At 67.9% G+C, this 21,896-nt stretch carries 18 protein-coding genes, 1 tRNA gene and 1 pseudogene; 8 read left to right on the top strand and 12 right to left on the bottom strand.

What is annotated here, in order from left to right; translation table 11 throughout:
- Positions 1-37: 37 nt before the first annotated feature.
- The 5 genes and pseudogenes from P2PM1_RS17955 to P2PM1_RS17935 form a co-directional block, all read right to left on the bottom strand.
- Positions 38-1,225 carry an ABC transporter substrate-binding protein gene (locus P2PM1_RS17955; RefSeq protein WP_244301551.1) on the bottom strand — a complete coding sequence of 396 codons (1,188 nt, stop codon included), beginning with the start codon at positions 1,223-1,225 and terminating at the stop codon, positions 38-40.
- Between the two features lie 126 nt (positions 1,226-1,351).
- A complete protein-coding gene (locus P2PM1_RS17950; RefSeq protein ID WP_186399973.1) occupies positions 1,352-2,587 on the bottom strand; it encodes a flavin-dependent oxidoreductase in 1,236 nt (411 codons plus the stop codon).
- On the bottom strand, positions 2,584-3,042 hold the full coding sequence (locus tag P2PM1_RS17945) for a cupin domain-containing protein (protein WP_186400076.1): 459 nt from the start codon (positions 3,040-3,042) through the stop codon (positions 2,584-2,586). The genes P2PM1_RS17950 and P2PM1_RS17945 overlap by 4 nt, the downstream gene beginning before the upstream one ends.
- A 51-nt stretch (positions 3,043-3,093) precedes the next feature.
- Positions 3,094-3,948: pseudogene (locus P2PM1_RS17940) on the bottom strand (alpha/beta hydrolase); the annotation flags it as partial.
- A 176-nt stretch (positions 3,949-4,124) separates the two neighbouring features.
- Positions 4,125-4,565: a cupin domain-containing protein gene (locus P2PM1_RS17935; RefSeq protein WP_186399972.1), complete on the bottom strand. Its 441-nt coding sequence runs from the start codon at positions 4,563-4,565 to the stop codon at positions 4,125-4,127.
- A 179-nt stretch (positions 4,566-4,744) separates the two neighbouring features.
- On the opposite strand from P2PM1_RS17935, the gene P2PM1_RS17930 reads away from it, so the two are divergent.
- From P2PM1_RS17930 to P2PM1_RS17915, 4 genes are all read left to right on the top strand, one after another.
- Entirely contained in the window at positions 4,745-5,758 is a 1,014-nt protein-coding gene (locus P2PM1_RS17930) for an AraC family transcriptional regulator (protein ID WP_186399971.1), read from the top strand.
- Between the two features lie 295 nt (positions 5,759-6,053).
- Positions 6,054-6,130 (top strand) — tRNA-Arg (locus P2PM1_RS17925).
- A gap of 173 nt (positions 6,131-6,303) precedes the next feature.
- Complete coding sequence (locus tag P2PM1_RS17920; RefSeq protein WP_208985320.1) at positions 6,304-7,683, top strand: lipopolysaccharide biosynthesis protein; 1,380 nt, start codon at positions 6,304-6,306, stop codon at positions 7,681-7,683.
- Positions 7,684-7,861: 178 nt separating this feature from the next.
- Complete coding sequence (locus P2PM1_RS17915) at positions 7,862-9,157, top strand: GNAT family N-acetyltransferase (RefSeq protein ID WP_186399970.1); 1,296 nt, start codon at positions 7,862-7,864, stop codon at positions 9,155-9,157.
- 43 nt (positions 9,158-9,200) lie between these two features.
- Here the strand turns inward: P2PM1_RS17915 and P2PM1_RS17910 are convergent, their stop codons facing one another.
- From P2PM1_RS17910 to ccrA, 3 genes are all read right to left on the bottom strand, one after another.
- Positions 9,201-10,841 (bottom strand): AMP-binding protein, encoded by a 1,641-nt coding sequence (locus P2PM1_RS17910; RefSeq protein ID WP_186399969.1) that lies wholly within the window; start codon positions 10,839-10,841, stop codon positions 9,201-9,203.
- A 12-nt stretch (positions 10,842-10,853) separates the two neighbouring features.
- Entirely contained in the window at positions 10,854-11,375 is a 522-nt protein-coding gene (locus tag P2PM1_RS17905; RefSeq protein WP_208984348.1) for a CAP domain-containing protein, read from the bottom strand.
- A 195-nt stretch (positions 11,376-11,570) separates the two neighbouring features.
- Entirely contained in the window at positions 11,571-12,866 is a 1,296-nt protein-coding gene (ccrA, locus tag P2PM1_RS17900; protein WP_186399968.1) for a crotonyl-CoA carboxylase/reductase, read from the bottom strand.
- A gap of 367 nt (positions 12,867-13,233) precedes the next feature.
- Between ccrA and P2PM1_RS17895 the strand changes: the two genes are divergently transcribed.
- Complete coding sequence (locus P2PM1_RS17895; RefSeq protein ID WP_186399967.1) at positions 13,234-15,255, top strand: protein meaA; 2,022 nt, start codon at positions 13,234-13,236, stop codon at positions 15,253-15,255.
- 148 nt (positions 15,256-15,403) lie between these two features.
- Positions 15,404-16,624 (top strand): hypothetical protein, encoded by a 1,221-nt coding sequence (locus P2PM1_RS17890; RefSeq protein ID WP_186399966.1) that lies wholly within the window; start codon positions 15,404-15,406, stop codon positions 16,622-16,624.
- A 57-nt stretch (positions 16,625-16,681) separates the two neighbouring features.
- Here the strand turns inward: P2PM1_RS17890 and P2PM1_RS17885 are convergent, their stop codons facing one another.
- Positions 16,682-17,401 (bottom strand): GH25 family lysozyme, encoded by a 720-nt coding sequence (locus P2PM1_RS17885; protein ID WP_186387536.1) that lies wholly within the window; start codon positions 17,399-17,401, stop codon positions 16,682-16,684.
- Positions 17,402-17,553: 152 nt separating this feature from the next.
- A complete protein-coding gene (lysM, locus tag P2PM1_RS17880; protein ID WP_186399965.1) occupies positions 17,554-17,991 on the bottom strand; it encodes a peptidoglycan-binding protein LysM in 438 nt (145 codons plus the stop codon).
- A gap of 282 nt (positions 17,992-18,273) precedes the next feature.
- On the opposite strand from lysM, the gene P2PM1_RS17875 reads away from it, so the two are divergent.
- Positions 18,274-19,077, top strand: a complete 804-nt coding sequence (locus P2PM1_RS17875; protein WP_186387538.1) for an exodeoxyribonuclease III — start codon at positions 18,274-18,276, stop codon at positions 19,075-19,077.
- A gap of 27 nt (positions 19,078-19,104) precedes the next feature.
- Here the strand turns inward: P2PM1_RS17875 and P2PM1_RS17870 are convergent, their stop codons facing one another.
- Entirely contained in the window at positions 19,105-20,079 is a 975-nt protein-coding gene (locus tag P2PM1_RS17870; protein ID WP_186394296.1) for an NADPH:quinone oxidoreductase family protein, read from the bottom strand.
- Positions 20,080-20,257: 178 nt separating this feature from the next.
- On the opposite strand from P2PM1_RS17870, the gene P2PM1_RS17865 reads away from it, so the two are divergent.
- The gene (locus tag P2PM1_RS17865) at positions 20,258-20,809 is read left to right on the top strand and encodes an RNA methyltransferase (RefSeq protein ID WP_186399964.1); all 552 of its coding nucleotides are present in this window, start codon (positions 20,258-20,260) and stop codon (positions 20,807-20,809) included.
- Positions 20,810-20,849: 40 nt separating this feature from the next.
- Here the strand turns inward: P2PM1_RS17865 and holA are convergent, their stop codons facing one another.
- The gene (gene holA, locus P2PM1_RS17860) at positions 20,850-21,890 is read right to left on the bottom strand and encodes a DNA polymerase III subunit delta (RefSeq protein ID WP_186394298.1); all 1,041 of its coding nucleotides are present in this window, start codon (positions 21,888-21,890) and stop codon (positions 20,850-20,852) included.
- Between the last annotated feature and the right edge of the window lie 6 nt (positions 21,891-21,896).

Here is a 21,896-nt window from a genome sequence, read left to right as displayed (position 1 = left end):
AGTCGCCATCCCCGCCGGAAGGGCCGGCGGACGCTGCTTACATCTTGCAGTCCTGGGCCAGGCTGTCCTTGTAGTCCTCCACCACCTTGCGCACGAAGGACGTGGCGTATTTGCCGTCGTCCCGCTTCACCACCGTCAGCATGTGGAAGTCCTGGATCGGATAGTGGTTGGTGTTGAAGGAGAACTTGCCGCGCACCGAGGAAAACTCCGCCGCCTCCAGCGCCGCGCGCATCGCCGCCTTGTCGTCCGTCTTGCCGCCGGTCTTCTCCAGCGCGCTGGCGATCAGCAGCGCCGCGTCATAGGACTGGGCAGCGTAAGAGCCCGGCACATAGCCGTATTTCTCCTCGAAGGCGGCGACGAACGCCGTGTTGGTCTCGTTGTCGAGATCCGGCGCCCAGGATCCGGCCGACAGGAAGCCGACCGCGGCGTCCTGCTGGCCCGGCAGCGTGGACTCGTCCGTGGTGAAGACCGACAGGAACTTCATCTTGTCCGAAAGACCGGCTGCGTCGAACTGCTTGACCAGCCGCACGCCCATGCCGCCCGGCATGAAGGCGAACAGCGCGTCGGCGCCCGATGTGGAAATGCGGGCGATCTCGGCCGAAAAGTCCTGATGGCCGAGCGGGGTATAGACCTCGTCCGCCAGCGTGCCGGAAAAGCCCTGCTTGAAGCCTTCGACATTGTCCTTGCCGGCCTGGTAGTTCGGCACCATGGCGAAGACGTTCTGGAACCCCTCCTCGACGGCGATCATGCCGCTGACTTCGGCCGGCTGGTTGTTCTGGTAGGAGGTGACGAAGAAATACGGGTTGCAGTTGCGCCCGGCAAAGGTCGAGGGACCGGCATTCGGGCTGATCAGGAAGGTCTGCGCCTCCACCACCGGCTTGAAGATCGCCTGCAGCATGTTGGAGAACACGGTGCCGACGACGAAGTCGACCTTCTCGCGCTCCAGCAGCGAGCGTGCCTTGAGCAGCGCCACGTCCGGCTTCAGCTCGTCGTCCTCGACGATCAGGTTGACCGGCTGGCCGCCGAGCTGGCCGCCGTTCTGCTCCAGCGCCAGCCGGAAACCGTCGACGATCTGCTGGCCGAGCGCGGCCGGCGGGCCCGACAGCGTCACCACCATGCCGATCTTGATGTCCTGCGCCCAGGCCGCCGAGGACATCAAGGCGCCCAGCGCGACGCCGGCGGCAAGTCCGGTCAGTTTGCGTGTCCACGTGCAAGTCATGATCATTCCCCTCTTCTCGCCCCGTGTCGGGGTCGATGTGCCTCTGGCGGCCTCAGGGCGCGCAGCGCCCTTGCCCGCCGACAGTCCTGCCGGTCTCCCGTCCACCGGTCTTGTTGTTCTGCGCCGCGGCCCTCAGCCGGCCTTGCGCGCGGCAAAGCCCGCCATCCTGGCGTAGCCCTCGACGATCGCCTTGCGGTCCTCGTAGGACAGCACATCGTCGATATGGTCGAAGCGGCGCGGGCTCAGCCGCTCCACCTCGTCGATCACCCGCTCCGGCCCGCCGCGCCGGTTGGTGCGCACCACCTCCGCCGTTTTCGGCAGCCGCTCCTCTTCGTAGCGGTACAGCGCCTCGCGCGGATGCTCGGCCGCCGCCATGTGGTCGGCCAGGCACCTGGCATCGAGGATCGCCTGCGCCGCCCCGTTGGAGCCGACCGGATACATCGGGTGCGCCGCATCGCCGAGCAGCGTCACCCGGCCATGGGTCCAGCGCGGCAGCGGGTCGCGGTCCGCCATCGGATATTCGAAGACCGTGCCGCTGGCCCGCACCAGGGCCTCCACGTCGAAACCGGGGACCGTGAAGCGCCGCGCATAGGGCAGCACCCGCGACAGCGGCGCCTGGCGCGACCAGCTCTCGGGCGGCGGCGGCGACACCGAGCCGTCGGCAACGCGCACATTGACCACCCAGTTCATCAACTGCCGGCCATCGCTCGCCGGGGCGATCGGGTAGAGCACCAGCTTGGCCCCGAGCCCGCCGGCGATCGCCATGGTCTCGCCGTCTTCCCAGACGGGCCATTCGGCCGCCCCGCGCCACATCACGACGCCGGCCCAGCTCGGCGGCCCCTCGTTGGGGTAGAACCGCTTGCGCCCGACGCTGTGGATGCCGTCGGCGCAGATCAGCACCTCGCCGCGCAGGGTGCGCGAGGCGAGGCCCTCCGCCGCATCGGTGAAATGCGCCGTGACGCCGGCCTCGTCCTGCACGAAGCCGGAGAGCCGCAGCCCGGTCAGCACCGCGCCCTCGCCCATCCGCTCGCGCGCCGCGTCGTAGAGCACCTTCTGCAGCCGGCCGCGATGGATCGAGAATTGCGGGAACTTGTGGCCGGCATGCAGGCCGCGCAATTCGCGCCACACTTCCTGCCCCTGCCGGGTCAGGTAGCGCAGCTCGCGGGTCCTGAGGCCCACCTCGTCCAGCCGGTCCAGCAGGTCCAGCCCGGCCAGCTCCTCGATCGAATGCGGCAGCGTGTTGATACCGACGCCGACCTCGCGCACCTGCGGCGCCTGTTCCACCACCTGCACCTTGATGCCGCGCTGATGCAGCATCAACGCGGTGGTCAGCCCGCCGATGCCGGCGCCCGCGATGAGGACGGTCATTGTCCCGCTCCGCTGTCTTCCGGCGGCAGGAAGTCGATGGCATGGGCGGCGGAGACCGCGACGATCTCGGCCGGATCCGCGCCCTCGCCCATCGTGTGCAGCGCCCAGAACAGGTCGTAGAGCTGCAGGGTCGGCGTCACCCAGAACAGCGTCTTGATGGTGCTGTCCGACTTGTTGAAGATCCCGTGCGGGATACCGCGCGGCAGCTTGACCAGGTCGCCCGGCTCGCCGATCACCTCCTTGCCGTCCAGCAGGAAGGTGAAGCGCCCTTCCAGGATATAGAGGAACTCGTCCTGGTCCGGGTGGATATGCGGCGGCACGAAAGTGCCGGGCGGCAGCGTCGCGTGCCAGGAGAAGCACTCCTCGGTCATCTGCTTGGGCACATAGGTCTGGCCCAGGATGTTCCAGCGGATCTGGTCCAGGCTCTCGCGGGACTTGACGATACCGGGCTCCATCGCACTCGTTCTCCGTTCTGTCTGGCGCGCGCTTGCTGCTCCCGCCGGGGAGCCGACAAAGGCGTCGGTGATCGGCGAGGCCGGGTCCTTGAGCCCCTCCAGCACCGTGAAATGATTGTGGTCGCCATCGACATGGGCGCGCGTCGGCACGTCGAGCCCGCCCCAGATATCGGCGAGCAGCTTCGCCTGGCGGATGAATTCGGGCCGCTCGCCGCCGCCGACCCAGCAGGTCAGGGGAGCGGCAAGGCCCGGCTCGGCGAGCACGGCGCTTTCGGCCCGCGCCTCGGCAAGGTCGAGATGCAGCGTGTCGTTCATCCCCGTGTGCAGCAGCGGCCGCAGGTCGTGCAGGCCGCTGATCGACAGCGTGTGTTCGATGCGGTTGCGCACCCCCGCCTCCAGCGGGCTGTCGGCGCAGATCATGCGGGTCACCAGATGGCCGCCGGCCGAATGGCCCGACAGGCGGATCGGCCCCTCCACCCGCGCCGCCGCATGGGCGATGGCGAGGGCGATCTGGCCGGTGATCTGCGAGATGCGCGCCTCGGGGGTCAAGGTATAGCTCGGCAGGCACACCGCCCAGCCGCGCGCCCGCGCCCCTTCGGCAAAGTCGGTCCAGTAGGACTTGTCGAGCCGCATCCAGTAGCCGCCATGCACGAAGACGGCGAGGCCGCGCGGCGTCCCTTGCGGCCAGACGATGTCATAGACCTCGCGCGGATGCGCGCCATGGGCCTCGCGCGAATGCGCGCCATAGGCAATATCGAGGTCGAGCCGGTGGCCGGCCGCCTGCAGGGCGGCGCGGTACTCGGCCGCACGCCCCGACCAGAAGCCGGGCAGTTCGTGCGAGTTTGCCACATGGGCCATGTTGGCGAAGGCGTCGTCCCAGTCTCGGGCGGGGGGCAGCAGGGGCATCGGTCTCGGGTCTTGGATCTCGGGGGAACACTGCGGCGGGCGCGGCGGCTCCGCCTGCGACGGGCCGATCAGGCGTCCCGCCGACGGGCGGATAAGCCGGGCTTTCAGGCGGGCGATCAGGTGGCGCAGCACGCCGCCCGCTCTCTCGCCCGGCGCGCCAGCGGTTGGGCCTGTGGTCAGGCGGCCTCCGGCGGCGGCAGGAAGTCGACCTCGTGCAGAGCCGACAGGCGCACCAGCTCGGCCGGATCGGTGACCCCATCCAGCACGATGAACAACTCGTAGAGCTTGCGCGTCGGCGACACGCCGAAGACGCAGCGCGCCGTCTTGCCCGAGCGGTTGAAGATGCCGTGGGCGACGCCCATCGGCATGCGCACCGTGTCGCCCGGCCCGGCCCGCACCACCTCCGCGCCGAACTCGACCTCCAGATTGCCCTCGATCAGGTAGATCCATTCGTCCTGGGTCGGGTGGATATGCGGCGGCACGAAGGTCCCGTCCGGGATCGTCGCATGCCAGATGAAGGCGTCTTCGCTCTTCAGCTTGGGCACATAAGTGTGCCCGACCACGGTCCAGGAATGTCCGTTGAGGCCGGTATCGGCCTTTGTCACGCCAGGTTGCATTGTCGAGGCTCCGTCTGGACAGGGGTTTTTTGCGTTTTGTTCAGCCGAGCCTGCACCGGAACCGCAAAAACCCTTATCCAGAAAACGAACCTCTCTTGCGGCAACTCTTTTAGACTTGAAATATCGCCGGGAACTTGCGTTCATCACCCGGTCGGGACCCTGATCCCCCGGGGGACACCATGACTGCCGAACGCATTTTTCCGGCGCGGGAGTATTTCGCGCGCCATCCGCTGCTGCGCACCAGCGACCTCGACGAGGCGCGCCACCGCGTCAGCCAGAAGCTTTGCGACCATCGGCTGGAGCTCGGCGACCGCCGCGCCAGCCTCAGCGTGCGCCACAACGCGGTGCAGGGGCGCAACCTGTCGCTCAACTATCTGTCCTATGGCACCGAGGTCACCGTCGAGCCGGGCCTGCTGGAGTCCTTCTACCTCCTGCACATCCCGCTGTCGGGCCGCACCCGCATCCAGCATCGCGGCGAGGACATGACGGCGACGCCGGCGGTGGCGGCGGCGGTTCTCAATCCCGACCGCCCCGCCCGGCTGCACTGGGGCGAGGACACCAGCAAGATCCTGGTGCAGATCGACCGGGCGCATCTGGAGGAGGTGGCGCGCGACCTTGTCGGGGCGCCGCTGCCCGGCCCGGTGCGGTTCGACATGACGGTCGACCTCGCCTCGCCGCAAGGTCGCCAGTTGCACCGCGTCGTCGCCGCCTGCCTCGAGGCGGCGGAGGGAGGCCATCTGTTCCAGCGCCCGCTCGGCGGCCGCGACCTGCGCGCCGAGCACGACCTCGCCCATGCGCTCTTGACGCTCCAGCGCAGCAACATCAGCCATATCATCGAGCGCGCCGACGGCCAGGCGCGCCCCCGCGCGATCCGCCTGGCGCTCGACTACATCCATGCCAATCTCGCCGAGCCGATCACGCTCGCCGACATCGCCCGCGCCGCCGGCATCAATGTCCGCACCCTGCAGAAGGGCTTCCAGCGGGTCTTCGGCCTGTCCCCCATGCAGGTGCTGCGCAATGCCCGCCTCGACACCGCCCATTACCAGCTCATCGCCCATCGCGACGCGCCCAGCGTCACCGAGGCGGCCTTCTCCTGCGGATTCTCCCATCTCGGGCGCTTCTCGCGCGACTACAAGCAGCGCTTCGGTCACTCGCCGAGCGCGCGGCGGAGCTTGTCCCCGGTCGGCGCCTGAGCGCCGGAACGCGCGTATCCCCATGCAGCGGGCGCGCGGCGAGCGCCGGAATTGAGACGGAAAAATCAAAATTTTGCGAGATTGAGACGGAATTTCGCAAAATTCCGCGCAAATTCGCGCAAAATCCCGCAACCGCTTGTCCCCGCCGGGTCCCCCTGCGGCTTCCCGGCGTTCCGCGGCCGCGCGCTCCTGTGCCCTCGTCCTGTCCCCGGCGCGCAATCAAATTGATTTTTGACGTCAGTTTGCTATCAAGCGCGGCGGGAAACGTGGTTTTCCCCGCCGCACCGGCAAGCATGGTCCCGTAGCTCAGCAGGATAGAGCATCAGATTCCTAATCTGAGGGTCACAGGTTCGAATCCTGTCGGGATCACCAGCTTCTGATCTTCTCCCCTCCCGATCGACCGGCCCCGGACGCGTGGCCGGCCCCTGGCTGTCCCCGCAACAACCCGTACGGAATATTAAGCCTCACCGGGTAGGGTTTCCCGGTCGACCGCAGAGGAGTTCCCGGCGTTGCGCCTGTCGCCAGTGACATGGGCCGAAAGGATCTTGCCCGCCGCCCTGTTTTCGCGCGCGCAGCCGCTGCTCGCCCGTTGCGAGGAGATCCTGAAGGGCGAACCGGACGCCTCCCGCGCCCAGCGCATGGCGCTCACCGTGTTCGCGATCCGCGTTCTCGGCGCCGTTCTCGCCTATGCCATGCAGGTGATCCTGGCCCGGCTGATGGGGGGATACGAATACGGCATCTATGTCGTGGTCTGGACGCTGGTGGTGGTGCTCGGCGTCTTCGCCCCGCTCGGCTTCTCGTCCTCCGTGCTGCGGCTTATCCCCGAATACCGGGCACAGGGCCGGCACGGCCGGCTCAGCGCCCTGCTGGTCGGCAGCCGGCTCGCCGGCGGGCTCGCCGCCACCGGCATCGCCCTTGCCGGCATCCTTGCGGTGTGGCTGGCCGGCGACCTGATCGCCTCGCATTACGTGCTGCCGCTGGCGCTCGGCGCCGTCTGCCTGCCGCTGTTCACCATCGGCAGCATCCAGGACGGCATCGCCCGCGCCCATGACTGGCCGCTGCTGGCAATGCTGCCGACCTTCATCTGGCGGCCGCTGGCTATCCTCGTCGGCCTCGCCGCCGCCGCCTTCGCCGGCATCCCGGCGACCGCGACCAATGCCTGCATCGTCACCATCCTCGCCACCTGGGGAGTAACGCTCGCCCAGATGCTGGTGCTGTCCCGCGCCCTGCCGCGCGAGCCCGGCGCCCGCCCGGCGCGCGGCGACTGGACCTATCGCGACTGGCTGCGCCTCTCGCTGCCGATCCTGCTGGTCGAGGGTTTCTTCCAACTGATCACCAGCGCCGATGTGGTCATGGTCAGCCTGTGGGAGAGCCCGCAGCAGGTGGCGATCTATTTCGCCGCCTCCAAGACGCCGGCGCTCGCCCATTTCGTCTATTTCGCCGTGCGCTCGGCCAGCGCCCACCGCTATTCCCGTCTCTATCACGGCGGCTCGCGCGACGAGCTCGGCAGCTTTGTCCACGACACCGCCCGCTGGACCTTCTGGCCGACCCTGGCCCTGTGCGCCCTCTTGGTGCCGGCCGGGCCCCTGCTGCTGTCGCTGTTCGGCCCCGGCTTCCTCGCCGGTTATCCCGCGATGCTCATCCTGCTCGCCGGCGTCCTCGCCCGCGCCTCCGTCGGCCCCGCCGACGCCCTCCTGACCATGGCCGACCAGCAGGGCCGCTGCGCGCGGACCTATGTCCTTGCTTTTTCTATCAATATCGCGCTCAACGTCACGCTGATCCCGCTGCTCGGGATCGAAGGCGCGGCCATCGCCACCGCCGCCGCCATGGTCTTCGAGGCCGGCGCCCTGCGTCATCAGGCCCGCCGGCATCTGGGCGTCGATCCGTTTATCCTCGGCGCCAGACCGGGCCGGACCGCACCGTGAGCCGCACCGCATGGCCTGGCCGCCGTGCCAGAGCCTTCGCCCAAATCCCCGCAAGGTTAACCAGTTATCAACGAAACGGGTTCAATTGCCTGCGTCCTGTGGCATCTTCCGGGCGTGCTGCCGGCGACTGCCCCCGCGATGGGTCGGGCGCGCCAGGCCGGCGGCCGAAGGAACCGGCATGGCGATCGCCGAGAACAGCAGGGCAAGCAGCGCGCGCTCGGGCGGGCCGGCCCTGCGCGCCCTGGAAATCCCCGCGCGCCGCCGCAAGGATCCCCGCACTCCCGCCCCTGGTGCGCCTGCCGAGATCCGGCCGGAGCGGGCGATGAGCGCCCTCCTCTTTTCCCCCGCCGAGGCCGCCGCCCATCTGGCGCAATGGCGGGCGCTCGCCGAGACCGCGCTGGAGCCCAACCCGTTTTTCGGCCCCGATTTCCTGCTGCCCTATCTCGCCCATATGAAAATCGGCGAGGCGGCCCTCCTCGCCGTGCGCGACGAGGCGGACGGTGCCTTTCTCGCCCTCGTCCCGTTCCACCGCCGCCGTGCCGGCCTCGCCGTTCCGGTGACCTCGGCCTGCGCCGGCGACTACGGACCGCTCGGCACGCCGCTTCTGGCCCCTGCCGCCGGCCCCGCCGCCCTGGCGCTGCTGCTGGATGCGGCGGCGCGCGCCTTCGGCGCCTCGACCCTGCTGTTTCCCTGGCTGCGCACCGACGGGCCGGTCGCCGGACTGTTCCACGCCCTAGCGCGGGAAAGCGGCTGGCATGTCGCCCGGACGGCGCCCGGGATGCGCGCCGGACATGGCGCCGGCCCGGCCGGCGAGGAGCAGTTCCGCCTGATCGGCACGCGCCGCCGCAAGACGCTCGAGCGGCAATTGCGCCGGCTGCAGGAAGCGCATCCGCCCGGCCGCTTCGAAAGCCTGTCGACGGCGCAAGAGGTCGAGGCCGCCTTCGAGCGGTTCCTTGCCCTGGAGGCTTCCGGCTGGAAGGGGCGGCGCGGCACGGCGCTGGCCTGCCGGCCCGAACGCGCCGCCTTCGCTCGCGCCTTCGTCTCGGCCATGGCCGCGCGCGGGCAGATCCGCATCGACACGCTGGAGGCGGACGGGGTGCCCGCCGCCATGCTGGTGACGGTTCGCGACCGCGACCGGGTGTTTGCCTGGAAGATCGCTCATGACGAGCGTCTGGCGCGCTTTTCGCCGGGGGCGCAGCTCGCCCGCCGGACCATGCGCCGCACGCTCGACGAGGCCGGGGTCTCCGACACCGATTCCCTTGCCATTCCCGATCATCCGATGATCGCGCCGCTGTGGCGCGGCACGGTTCCCTATGCCACGCTGGTGGTCTCGAAGGGGCCGGCCGGCGCCCTGCGCGGCGCCCTTGTCCGTCTCGACATCGCCGCCGACAGCCACCTGCGGCGGCTGGCGCGCGCCGCGCTCGCCCGCCTGCGCAGGATTCGCCCCCGAGACGGCAAGATCGGCAGGGACTGAGACGGCGACGTTACAGCGCGGGCATCATGAAAGCCGGCGCCGCCTATTCGTCCGCCTCCAGCGCGGTCGGAATATCCTCCCGCAGCAGCCGGCGTATCACCTTGCCGGTGGTGGTCAGCGGCAAGGCGTCGACAAAGGCGATCTCGCGGGGATATTCGTGCGCCGACAGGCGCGTGCGCACATGGTCGCGGATCTCCGTCTCCAGCGCCGCGTCGGGCGTGACCCCGGCGGCCGGCACGATGAAGGCCTTGACGATCTCGGTGCGCAGCGGATCCGGCTTGCCGACGGCGGCGGCGAGCGCCACGGCCGGATGCGCCAGCAGGCAGTCCTCGATCTCGCCCGGGCCGATGCGGTAGCCGGCCGAGGTGATGATGTCGTCGTCGCGGCCGACGAAATGGACATAGCCGTCCTCGTCGGCGACGCCCTGGTCGCCGGTGGTCATCCAGTCGCCGATGAATTTCGAAATGGTCGCCTCGTCCTGTCCCCAGTAGCGCAGGAACATCACCGGGTCGGGCCGGCGCACGGCGATCTGCCCCTGCTCGCCCGGCGCCAGCGCGCGGCCGTCCTCGCCGATCACCGCGACCTCGTGGCCGGGCACCGGCTTGCCGATCGCCCCCGCGCGGCTGACACCGAGCCCCGCGCAGGAGGCCAGCACCGCGTTGCACTCGGTCTGGCCATAGAATTCATTGACGGTGAGGCCGAGGTCCTCGCGCGCCCAGTCATAGGTCTCGCGGCCCAGCGCCTCGCCGGCCGAGCCGATTGTCCTCAAGGACAAGTCGAAGCGGGCGCGGGGATCGGCCACCGCCCGCATCATCTTCAGCGCCGTCGGCGGGATGAAGGCATTGCGGACGGAAAACCGCGCCAGCAGTGCGAAAGCCCGCTCGGGATCGAACTTCTCGAAGCGGTAGGAAACGACCGGAACGCCGAGCGTCAGCGCCGGCAGCAGCGCATTGAGCAGCCCGCCCGCCCAGGCCCAGTCGGCCGGCGTCCAGAACAGATCTCCCCGCTGCGGCAGGAATTCATGCGCCATCTGGATCCCCGGCAGATGCCCGGCCAGCACCCGGTGGCCATGCAGCGCACCCTTCGGCTGTCCCGTCGTACCGGAGGTGTAGATCATCATCGCCGGATCGTCCGGCCCGGTCGCCGCGCCGTCGAAGGAGGCCGAGCCCTTCTCGATCAGCGTGTCGAAGCACAGGGCCCCAGGCGCCGCGCCATCGGTGCAGACGAGAAGCCTCAGCGCGCCTAGCTCGTCCCGGATCTCCGCGATCTTGGCGAGGCCGGCGCTGTCGGTAACGATCGCCGCCGCGCCGCTGTCGGCGAGCCGGTAGCGCAGCGCGTCGACGCCGAAGAGGTTTGCCAGCGGCACCGCGATGGCGCCGAGCTTGTAGACCGCAAGATGGCTGAGCAACGTCTGTGGCGACTGCGGCAGCAGCAGCGCCACACGGTCGCCGCGCGCGAGTCCATGTGCCCGCAAGCCATTGGCAAGCCTGGAGGAAATCTCCTCCAGCCAGCCATAGGTCCAGCGTTCGAGGCTGCCGTCCTCGCGAAGATGCAACAGTGCCTCGCGCCCCGGCTCACGGGCGGCGAAGGCACTGCAGGCGGCGTCGGCGATGTTGTAGCGCGCCGGGATCCGCCAGCGGAATCCGGAAACGAGAGCCTCGTAGCTGTCGGCGCGCTCAAGCATCGGTTGACGGACTTAGGGCTGGCCGGCCGGCCCGGCAAGCACCAGCGACCAGTACACCTTGTGTCGGGACCCGGCGGCATAGGCCGTGGCGATGCCCATGCGGGTGGCCTTGCCGTCGAGCATCACCGCATTGTGCTTGGGCGAATCGCGCCAGCCGGAAAACGCCTCGGCGATCGTCCGGTAGCCGGCGCTGACATTTTCGACCGCGTAGGTCTTGCCCTCGCCGGCGACGGCAAGCCGCGTCGCCAGGCTGTTGCCCGGCTCCAGCGACGCCCTCACGTCCTCGGCACGCGCCATGGCGATCGCCTGCTTCTGCGCCGCCTGCATCAGGACCGGATCGACCATCAGCAGGCCGGCGCCGTTCGACTGGCGGTAGCTGGAGATCATCTGCTGCGCCGAAGCCGCGTCGACGGAGGCGTCGACCCGGGCAAGATCCCGGTAATAGGGCGGAACGACGCCTTCGCGCTCCGGCATGCAGGCGGCGGCGAGCAGCCCGACAAGGGCGACACACCCGAAACGGAACCAAGAGATCATGCAGTCCTCATAACGTCCCGCGCGGCGCGGGGCGAGGAAAAACGAAAGGCGGCGGCCGCGCGGCGCCGCTTTGCTCACGTCGTCCGACCATGACGCACATGGTCCGTCGCGCAAGGATAGGCCCGGTCCCTTGAGAAAGCGTTGATGCCCCGCCGCGAGAGACATTCCGCGGCGGGGCAGGAAGCGACCGCCGGTTCAGGCCTTGCTGGCCGCCAGCACATCCTCGAAGCTGCGAAGACCGGTGGTCGGCGCGCAGACCAGCACCGCCATGTTGCCGGGAGCATGCTGGTTCTTCCACATCTTGGTATGGGCGCGCGGGATGTCCTCCCAGGGGAAGACCTCGCTCATGCAGGGATCGATGCGCCGGTCCATCACCGCCTTGTTGGCTTCCGAGGCCTGCTTGAGATGGGCGAAATGCGACCCCTGGATGCGCTTCTGCCGCATCCAGACATAGCGGGCGTCGAAGGTCAGGTTGAAGCCGGTCGTGCCGGCGCAGAACACCACCATGCCGCCGCGCTTGACCACCAGACAGGAGACCGGGAAGGTCGCCTCGCCCGGATGCTCGAACACCATGTCGACATCGTTGCCCTTGCCGGTGATGTCCCAGATCGCCTTGCCGAAGCGTCGCGCCTCCTTCAGCCACTCGTTGTACTCGGGCGAGTTGACCTTGGGCATCTGGCCCCAACAGTTGAAGTCCTTGCGGTTGATCACCCCCTTGGCGCCGAGCGACAGCACATAGTCGCGCTTGTCCTCGTCGGAGATGATGCCGATGGCATTGGCGCCGGCGGCCGCCGCAAGCTGGATGCCGAACACGCCGAGACCGCCAGAGGCGCCCCAGACCAGCACGTTCTGGCCCGGCCGCAACTGGTGCGGCGCATGGCCGAACAGCATGCGATAGGCCGTCGCCAGCGTCAGCGTATAGCAGGCCGACTCCTCCCAGGTCAGGTGCTGGGGCCGCGGCATCAACTGCTGCGACTGCACCCGGCAGAACTGCGAGAACGATCCGTCCGGGGTCTCGTAGCCCCAGATCCGCTGGGTTGGCGAGAACATCGGGTCGCCGCCATTGCACTCCTCGTCGTCGCCGTCGTCCTGGTTGCAATGGACGACGACCTCGTCGCCGACCTTCCAGCGCTTCACCTTGGATCCGACCGCCCAGACGATGCCCGAGGCATCCGACCCGGCGATGTGATAGGGCATGTCGTGCACCTTGAAGACCGAGATCGGCTCGCCGAGCCCGGCCCAAATGCCGTTGTAGTTGACGCCGGCGGCCATCACCAGCACCAGCACCTCGTTGCTGTCGAGTTCCCAGGTGGGAACCACTTCCAGCTTCATCGCCTCTTCCGGCGGCCCGTGCCGATCCGGCCGGATCGCCCAGGCATACATCGACTTCGGCACATGGCCGAGCGGCGGGATCTCACCGATCTCGTAAAGGTCCTTCACCGGGCGATCCTCCGCCTCGCGATTGTCGTTTGCCTGCTGAGCACTGCCCATATTGCCGTTATCCTCCCGTTTGTCAGCCTTCGCGGATACAGCGCCCCCCGCCTCCGCTATGGCGCCGTCCTCCACACGATAATGCTGCAGCGCATTATCGCAAGCCGGCTCAGATGCCCGCTTCGCGAAACTATCGTGCGAAAAACGGGCGCCCTGCTATTGGACTATTGCTTAATTGGCGCATTTGCCCAAGAGTGTTTTTGCATTGCACCTAGAAATAGTGCGTGTGCGAGGCCGCAGGGCCGCGCGATTTCGGGAGGAGGGTGACCGGTCGCAAGGTCGGGAGCCTGAGGAAAATCAGGAAGATGCCCGGCATGCGGGGCCCTTGGGCGCTGCCGCGGGCGCGAAGCTTGCGAGGAGTGTTTCCATGGGCGACAGAGCGACCCCCGCCAACCCGCAGACGGGCGCCGCCGGCATCCGGCGCGACAAGCCCTGGATCTTCCGCACCTATGCCGGCCATTCGACGGCCGCCGCCTCCAATGCGCTCTATCGCCGCAACCTCGCCAAGGGCCAGACGGGCCTGTCCGTCGCCTTCGACCTGCCGACCCAGACCGGCTACGATCCCGATCACCCGCTGGCGCGCGGCGAGGTCGGCAAGGTCGGCGTTCCGATCGCCCATCTCGGCGACATGCGGGCGCTGTTCGACGGCATCCCGCTTGAGCAGATGAACACGTCGATGACGATCAACGCCACCGCCCCCTGGCTGCTGGCGCTCTATGTCGCGGCGGCCGACGAACAGGGCGCCGACCGGGCGCAGCTTTCCGGCACGACGCAGAACGACATCATCAAGGAATACCTGTCGCGCGGCACCTATGTGTTCCCGCCCGCGCCCTCGCTGCGGCTGACCCGCGACGTCATCGCCTGGACCTACCGGGCGATGCCCAAGTGGAACCCGATGAACGTGTGCTCCTACCACCTGCAGGAGGCCGGCGCGACGCCGGTGCAGGAACTGTCCTTCGCGCTGGCGACGGCGATCGCCATCCTCGACGAGGTCAGGGCGTCGGGCGCCATCGACCCGGCCGACTTTCCCGAGGCGGTCGGTCGCATCTCCTTCTTCGTCAATGCCGGCATGCGCTTCATCACCGAGATCTGCAAGATGCGCGCCTTCGCCGAACTGTGGGACGAGATCTGCCAGACCCGCTACGGCGTTGCGGATGAGCGCTACCGCCGCTTCCGCTACGGCGTGCAGGTCAACTCGCTCGGGCTGACCGAGCAGCAGCCGGAGAACAACGTCTACCGCATCCTGATCGAGGCGCTGGCCGTGGTGCTGTCGAAGAACGCCCGCGCCCGCGCCGTGCAACTGCCGGCGTGGAACGAGGCCCTCGGCCTGCCGCGCCCCTTCGATCAGCAATGGTCGCTGCGCGTGCAGCAGATCCTCGCCTACGAGACCGACCTGCTGGAGTTCGAGGACATTTTCGACGGTTCCTCGGTGATCGGCGGCAAGGTCGAGGCGCTGAAGGACGAGGCACGCGCGGAGCTCGCCCGCATCGAGGAGATGGGCGGCGCCGTCGCGGCGGTGGAAACGAGCTACATGAAGCAGGCGCTGGTCGCCTCCAACGCCGCCCGCCTTGCCGCCATCGAGGCGGGCGAGCAGGTGGTGGTCGGCGTCAACCGCTTCACCGAGAGCGAGCCCTCGCCGCTCGCCACCGGCGAGGACGGCGGCATCCTGACCGTGCCCGAGCATGTCGAGGCGGAAGCCATCGCCACGCTGACGGCCTGGCGCGAGGCGCGCGACGAAGGCGCCGTGGCGGGCGCCATCGCCGCGCTGAAGAGGGCGGCGAGCGAGGGCACCAACATCATGGAGCCGTCGATCGCGGCCGCCAGGGCCGGCGTCACCACCGGCGAATGGGGCGCGGCGCTGCGCGAGGTGTTCGGCGAATACCGGGCGCCGACGGGCGTCGGCAAGGCGGCGCGCGCCGATGCGCAGGACCTTGCTCCGGTGCGCGCGGCAGTGGAGAGCGTGTCGGCGAAGCTCGGCCGGCGGCTGAAGTTCCTGGTCGGCAAGCCCGGCCTCGACGGCCATTCCAACGGCGCCGAGCAGATCGCCGTGCGCGCCCGCGACTGCGGCATGGAAGTCGTCTACGAGGGCATCCGCCTGACGCCGGCGCAGATCGTCAACGCCGCGCTGGAGGAGGACGTCCATGTCATCGGCCTGTCGATCCTGTCCGGCTCGCACCTTGCCCTGGTGCGCGACGTGATGGAGCGGCTGCGCGCCGCCGGCATCGACGATATCCCGGTCGTCGTCGGCGGCATCATTCCCGAGGAAGACGCGAGCCAATTGCGGGCGATGGGCGTTGCCGCCGTCTACACGCCGAAGAACTTCCAGCTCACCGACATCATGAAGGAAGTGGTGGAGATCGTCGGCTCACGCGCGGAAGCGGCGGCGTGAGGGGGCAGGCACCGGGACGAACCTGCGGTTAAGCCTGTCTGCACTATCTGCAATCGCACGCAAGAGGTGTGGCACCACACGCCTTGCGCGCATCGCTCCGGCGCGGCATGAAGGCAGGAGTTCACTCCACCGTCAGGCCGCCACGCCCTTGCGAGACAACCAGAAGACCCGACGCCCGCGCCTCGCTCTGCCGCCCCGCGCGGTAGCGGCCCTGAGCCTTGCCGCCCTGCTCCTGGCGGCAGCATGTTCGCAGAATGACCCGAGGTATCCGGTCTATTTCCGGTATGCGGTGGATGTGAAAGTCGACGGCGTGCCGGTCACCATCGAGCGTGTCGTGAAATGCACTGGCACCCGTTCGTGGAACACGTCTGCGGATCCAGGCGGCTGGAGCGGCCAAGTTTACGCCAACCCTCCGGTGATAGGCGCCAAGATTCCCGGCAGCGACGCGGCGGTCTATGTGCAGACGCCTGACGCGTGCCGCTGGGCTGCCGAATACGAAGGCGACGCATGGAAGAACCCGCCGCTCCAGCCCGGCGATCTCGTACCCGTGCTGTGGACCGACAACTGGCAGCGGCTGGAGCAGGTCGAGTACTATCTGACCCGCTCAAGTCTTGCCGGTGAAGACAGCCATGTAGAGTTTGTCCGCATTCAGCCGATGACCCGCACAGACAAGAAAGCGTTCAAGGCTTCCGAAAAGCGGGCAGCGACAGAAAGTCCGGATCTGCGTCCTTTTGCGAGTGTCAAAGCGAAAGGTGTTGAGAGCCGAGTGACGGACACTGAACGAACACGTTCGAACCGACCAGAGGAGCCCGCGCGCAAAACCATGTGCCAATCTGCATTGGTGCTTGGTCGCGGCGATTGGGGCCGTTGGCCCGAACTCGCCCCTTGGGTAGAAGGCTTGCCGGATGATGATAGATTCCATCCAATCAAGACGGTATTTGGGAATGTGGCCTGGGACGTCTATCGGAATGGCGGGTTTAGTGAAGCGGAAAGTTTGATCACCTCGGGAGCGCTTCTCAAGCGAGAACAGACGCGATCGATGACCAATGTCGCCCGGAATCTAGCAATACAAATGCGCCCGCTGTCTTTTGATCCCTCTGGTGTTTTTATAGATAATAAGCGCAAAGGGCTCATGTCCTGTGTCTTCGAGGCGTGGCACCCTGAAAGAACTTATTTCAGTGCGCGGGATAAGAAGCGCAATACATTGCCAAAAAACACTGATGAAAAGATATATATTGCTGATGATTATGATCATCGTGGAATGAGTGCAATTAAGAAGGAAGGTGCAATATTTTATATATTGTCATTTACCCCGTTCCTTGGTCAGCCTAATTCAAATGAGCCTGTCGCCATGGACACCATCAACTGACAACGCGGGCGGAGCAGCCTCTGCCGCCGCGCCCCGCACCAGCGCAGCCCCCCACACCTAGCGCGTGCGGTGACCCTGGAGCCAGCGCTGCCATTGCCGACGCGAGCCGTGGAAGGCGTTGCGGTCGACATCGCCCTTGATGCCGTCGACGCGGCCCTTCGCCGTGTACTGCCAGAACACCCAGTCGCGGCGGTCCTCGTAGCGGCGGTTGGGATGGGCCGCGACAGAGCGCAGCCAGAAGTCGTAGCCGCGCTTCGCCCCGACCAGCCGGTCGCGGTGGAAATCGACGGAGGAATAGATCACCGGCCGCTTGCCGTAATGGCTCTCCATCGCCCGCAGGAACAGGTCCATGTCATGCAGGACCTTCTCGCGGCCCGGGCGCTCCCGGCACCAGGAGTGACCGTTCCATTCCATGTCGAGCACCGGCGGCAACGCATCCGGGTCGACCGGAACGTTCTCGATGAACCAGGCGATCTGGTCCTCCACCGGACGGCAGAAGAAATAGAAGTGATAGGCGCCGCGCCGCACGCCGGCCGCCTTGGCGTTCGTCCAGTTCTCCATGAACTTCGGATCGAGATAGTCGCCGCCCTCGGTCGCCTTGATCCAGGCGAACTCGGTGCCGGCCTTCTTCACCCGGTGCCAATCGATGTCGCCCTGGTAGCGCGCCACATCGATGCCGTGGATGGGATAGTCCTGCGGCTTCGGATCTTCGAAATCGAATGCCGCGCAGGACGCCACGAAAAGGGTGCAAAACAGGATCAGCACGCGCGCAGTCATCGCTCTCTCTTTGGTCCAAAGCCCCCTTTCAACCGGGTCTGGACACTATGACCAAAGCGTTAAGGAAGCACTTAGCAATCGAGCGAAGCGGAAATGAGATGAGGCCAAACCTTTCGGTTCGGCCTCACATGATCGTGATCGCAGCGCCGGCCTCAGCCGAGCGGCGGAATGCGCAGCACCTGGCCCGGATAGATCTTGTCCGGCTCGGCCAGCATCGGCTTGTTGGCCTCGAAGATCACCATGTATTTGGAGCCGTCGCCATAGGCCTTCTTGGCCACCGCCCACAGCGTGTCGCCCTTCGCCACCGTGTGGAAGCTGGCTTCCGGCGCGCTGGCGGCGACCGCGATCTCCTCTTCCACCCTGGCAACGCCGAGCACGTTGCCGGCGGCCAGGATCAGCTTCTCGCGGGCTTCCTGGCTCGGGGCGGCACCGGCGATCTTCACCGTGTCGCCGGACACTTCCACCTTGACGTCGCCGTCGAGGCCGAGCGCCGCCACTTCCTTCTCGATCGCCGCGGCCGCATCGGCCTCCGGCTCCTTGCTGCCCCACAGCGATTTGCCTGCATCCTTCACGAAATCAAAAAAACCCATGTCGCGGCTCCCCTTCGGTCCTGCCCCAACGCGGCTGACGCCGCGCGGTCCCATCTGACGCGGCAGGTGCCGCGTCTCCCACTGCAACAGCGCGGCTTGCCCGCGCCGTTCGACACCAGTGTCAGCCGCAGTCAATACAGCCGCCAGGGCCGGATTCCTGTGACAGGCAACACAGAAATCCGCCGGGCCGGAGAAAGGCCGGCCTTGCAAGGCACGCCGGCAACTGGCAATCAGTCAGGAAGCCGCTCAGGCTCCGCCCCGCCCTGCCAGACCCGGATCGCCATGACCGACCGCCTGACCATCGCCACCTGGAACATCAACTCGGTGCGGCTGCGCCTGCCGATCGTCGAGAAGCTGATCCTCGACCATGCGCCGGACGTGATCTGCCTGCAGGAAACCAAGTGCGCGGACGGCAATTTTCCGCTCTCCGCCTTCCGCAAGCTCGGCTACGAGCATATCGCGATCAAGGGCCAGAAGGGCTATCACGGCGTCGCGACGATCTCCCGCCGCCCCTTCCTCGACGAGGAGCGGATCGACTACTGCACCAAGGGCGACAGCCGGCATCTTTCGACCGGCATCCCCTTCGGCGGCGACCGCTTCACCCTGCAGAACTTCTATGTGCCGGCCGGCGGCGACCTGCCCGATCCGGAGCTCAACGACAAGTTCGCGCACAAGCTCGCCTTTCTCGACGAGATGGGCGAGCGCTTCGCCGCGATGTCCGGCAATGCCATCGTCGTCGGCGACCTCAATGTGGCGCCCTACGAGCATGACGTGTGGTCGCACAAGCAGCTCTTGAAGATCGTCAGCCACACGCCGATCGAATGCGAGAAGCTGGAGGCGGTGCGCACCGCCGCCGGCCTTACCGACGTGATGCGCGCCTTCGTGCCGATGGAGGAGAAGCTCTACACCTGGTGGAGCTACCGGGCCGCGGACTGGTCGGCGGCCGACAAGGGCCGCCGCCTCGATCATGTCTGGGCCAACCCGGCGCTGGCCGGCCAGGCGGTCTCCATGCAGGTGCTGCGCGACGCCCGCGGCTGGGACCAGCCCTCCGACCACGCCCCGGTGCTGGTGCGGCTGGAGGCTTAAAGCCGCCTGCAGCCTGCTCCAACGCCCTTATGGGCGGATGATCACCTTGCCCTGGGCCTTGCGGTCCGCGAGTTCGCGCAGGGCGCGCGCCGTCTCCTCGATCGGATAGGCCGCGTGCAGATGCGGCACGATACGCCCCTCGCGCACCCAGGCGAGCAACTGCTCCATATTGTCGCGATGCGCCTCCGGCTCGCGCACGATGGCATCGCTCCAGAACACGCCGAGCACGTCGCAGCCCTTCAGCATGACCAGATTGAGCGGCAGCTTCGGGATCTCGCCGGCGGCAAAGCCGACGACCAGATAGCGGCCGCGCCAGGCGGTGGCGCGCAGCGCCGCTTCGGCGTAGTCGCCGCCGACCGGATCGTAGACCACATCGACACCGCTGCCATTGGTGAGCTGCTTCAGCCGGAGCTTGAGGTCGTCCTCGGCATAGTTGACCAGTTCGTCGGCGCCATGGGCGCGGGCGAGCTCCAGCTTGTCCGCGCTGGAGGCACAGGCGATCACCCGCGCGCCCATCGCCTTGGCGATCTCGACAGCGGCAAGTCCGACGCCGCCCGAGGCGCCGAGCACGGCCACGGTCTCGCCCGGCTCCAGCCGCGCCCGGTCGCGAAAGGCATGCAGCGTTGTGCCATAGGTGACCGAAAGGCCGGCCGCCGCCTCGTCCGAAACCTCGTCCGGCAGGGCGATGAGATCGTCCTCGCTGGCGATCACCGCGCCGCGCACCGCGCCCCAGCGCACATAGCCCATCACCCGGTCGCCCGGCTCGAACGCCTCGATCCCTTCGCCCGTCTCCAGCACCCGGCCGGCGAACTCCGCGCCGGGCGAGAACGGCATCTCGGGACGGAACTGATACTTGCCCTGAATGATCAGCGTATCGAAGAAGTTGAGCGCCGCGGCGTGGACCTCCACCAGCACGTCCCCCGGCCCGGGCGTCGGCATCTCGATGTCGCGCAGGACGAGATCCTCGGGCGCGCCGAAGCGTTCGCACAAGATGGCTTTCACGGATGATTCCCCCAACTGTTCCCCAAGTTTTCCCCAAGCCTCGCCTAGCACGGCCTGCGAAGTCCTGGAAGCAGCGAAGGCCCGCAAACTTGCCAGGGCCGCGGCCAGCCGCTATCTCCGGGCACCTGCGGTTGCCCGGCACCGGCCGGGCACAACGACAAGGAGGTCGCAAGGCGACATGCGCGGTTATTTCGCCGTCGGAGCGGAAGGCATTTCCAAGCAGATGAACCTCGGCAACCTGATGCGCTCGGCGCATGCCTTCGGGGCGAGCTTCTTCTTCACCGTCGATGCCGACAAGCGGATCCGCAAGGCGCCGGCCTCCGACACGTCGAAGAGCACCGGCCATCTGCCGCTGTTCCACTGGCCCTCGATCGCCGAGATGGACCTGCCGCAGGGCTGCCAGCTTGTCGGCGTCGAACTGACCGACGAAGCGATCGACCTGCCGAGCTTCATGCATCCGCTGCAGGCAGCCTATATCCTCGGCCCCGAGCGCGGCTCGCTTTCGCCGGAAATGCAGGCGGCCTGCCAGCACATCATCAAGATCCCGACCAAGTTCTGCCTGAACATCGCGATCGCCGGGGCCGTGGTGCTCTATGACCGCCACCGGGTGCATGGACAATATGCCGCACGCCCGCTGACCGCCGGCGGCCCGAAGACGCCGCGCCCGGAGCACAGGCATGGCGGCCCGATCATGCGCACCGGACGCAAGATCCCCGGCCAGCCGGACTAACGGGAGACGCGCGCTCCAAGGGTGGATCGGCGGCGCGAGGTCAGCGCCGGCCGCGCGAGCGGGCCACCCGGCCAAGCGTCAGCAGCACATCGCCGACCAGCGCCTCGGCCAGGGCCGGCGACTTGCGCGCCGCCGCCACCGCATCCGCCAGCCGCTCGCCCGCCTTGGCAAGGTCGTCTCCCGACCACAGCGACAGCTCCCGCGCGACAAGGTCGCGGCGCTTGTAGAAGATCGGCGGACGCGCCTGCTCGACGACGCGGGCCGGCGGCACGCCGCGATCGACCTCCGCCCTGGCGCGGGCGAGGAACTGGAAATGCCGCAGCGCCGCCGAGGCGATCATGTCGGCGCGCTGGCCGCTGGCCGACAACCGCTCCAGCCCGTGGTCAAGCGTGCCGAGATCGCCAAGCGCGGCCGCATCGATCAACTCGTCGACGGCAAAGGCCGAGGCATCGCCGATCACCGCCTCGACATCGGCGACATCGATGCGCTCGCGCCCATAGGCATAGAGGCAGAGCTTGCGCACCTCGCCGCGGCTGGCCAGCCGGTCGGCGCCGAGCAACCCCATCAGCACCTGTCGCGCCTCGCGGCTGATCGCAAGGCCGGCCTCGCGCAATTCGCCGTCGATCACCCGCTCCAGATCGCGCGCCTCGTCGCCATAGCAGGGGATCGCCACCGCCTTGCGGTCGCGCTCGAACTTGCCGCGCAGGCCCGTGCCCTTCTTCAGGTCGCCCGCCTCGATCACCACCAGCGCGCTTTCTGCGCGCAGTTCGCCGAACAGCGGATCGACCGCCGGCGACAGGTTCTTGCCCGCCCCGTCGCGCAGCCAGACCACCCGCCGGCCGCCGAACAGCGGCACGGTCGACGCCTCGTCGATCAGCCGCGCCGGGTCGGAGACCACCTCGGCGGCATCCAGGCGCACGAGCGAGAAGGGATCGTCGACGCCGCCGGAAGCGCGCGTCACCAGCGCCTGGGCGCGCTCGGAGACGAGCCCGGTATCAGGCCCGAAAACGAGGACGAGGGAGACGTCGGCCGGCGGTTCGGCGATGAAACGGTCGATCTCGCCGGCCTTGAGCGCGACCATCGCGGA

Origin of the sequence: Stappia sp. P2PMeth1 (assembly GCF_900185735.1) — a bacterium.
Classification (GTDB): domain Bacteria; phylum Pseudomonadota; class Alphaproteobacteria; order Rhizobiales; family Stappiaceae; genus Stappia.
This window is presented reverse-complemented; position numbering and strand designations above follow the sequence as displayed.

Bases quoted from the DNA above. Each gene is read 5' to 3' on its own strand.
- P2PM1_RS17950 (WP_186399973.1), bottom strand. From the start codon at position 2,587: ATGACCGTCCTCATCGCGGGCGCCGGCATCGGCGGGCTGACCACCGCG.
- P2PM1_RS17915 (WP_186399970.1), top strand. From the start codon at position 7,862: ATGGCGATCGCCGAGAACAGCAGGGCAAGCAGCGCGCGCTCGGGCGGG.
- holA (WP_186394298.1), bottom strand. From the start codon at position 21,890: ATGGTCGCGCTCAAGGCCGGCGAGATCGACCGTTTCATCGCCGAACCG.
- P2PM1_RS17930 (WP_186399971.1), top strand. From the start codon at position 4,745: ATGACTGCCGAACGCATTTTTCCGGCGCGGGAGTATTTCGCGCGCCAT.
- P2PM1_RS17885 (WP_186387536.1), bottom strand. From the start codon at position 17,401: ATGACTGCGCGCGTGCTGATCCTGTTTTGCACCCTTTTCGTGGCGTCC.
- P2PM1_RS17945 (WP_186400076.1), bottom strand. From the start codon at position 3,042: ATGGAGCCCGGTATCGTCAAGTCCCGCGAGAGCCTGGACCAGATCCGC.
- P2PM1_RS17955 (WP_244301551.1), bottom strand. From the start codon at position 1,225: ATGATCATGACTTGCACGTGGACACGCAAACTGACCGGACTTGCCGCC.
- ccrA (WP_186399968.1), bottom strand. From the start codon at position 12,866: ATGGGCAGTGCTCAGCAGGCAAACGACAATCGCGAGGCGGAGGATCGC.
- P2PM1_RS17865 (WP_186399964.1), top strand. From the start codon at position 20,258: ATGCGCGGTTATTTCGCCGTCGGAGCGGAAGGCATTTCCAAGCAGATG.
- P2PM1_RS17895 (WP_186399967.1), top strand. From the start codon at position 13,234: ATGGGCGACAGAGCGACCCCCGCCAACCCGCAGACGGGCGCCGCCGGC.
- P2PM1_RS17875 (WP_186387538.1), top strand. From the start codon at position 18,274: ATGACCGACCGCCTGACCATCGCCACCTGGAACATCAACTCGGTGCGG.
- P2PM1_RS17910 (WP_186399969.1), bottom strand. From the start codon at position 10,841: ATGCTTGAGCGCGCCGACAGCTACGAGGCTCTCGTTTCCGGATTCCGC.
- P2PM1_RS17905 (WP_208984348.1), bottom strand. From the start codon at position 11,375: ATGATCTCTTGGTTCCGTTTCGGGTGTGTCGCCCTTGTCGGGCTGCTC.
- lysM (WP_186399965.1), bottom strand. From the start codon at position 17,991: ATGGGTTTTTTTGATTTCGTGAAGGATGCAGGCAAATCGCTGTGGGGC.
- P2PM1_RS17935 (WP_186399972.1), bottom strand. From the start codon at position 4,565: ATGCAACCTGGCGTGACAAAGGCCGATACCGGCCTCAACGGACATTCC.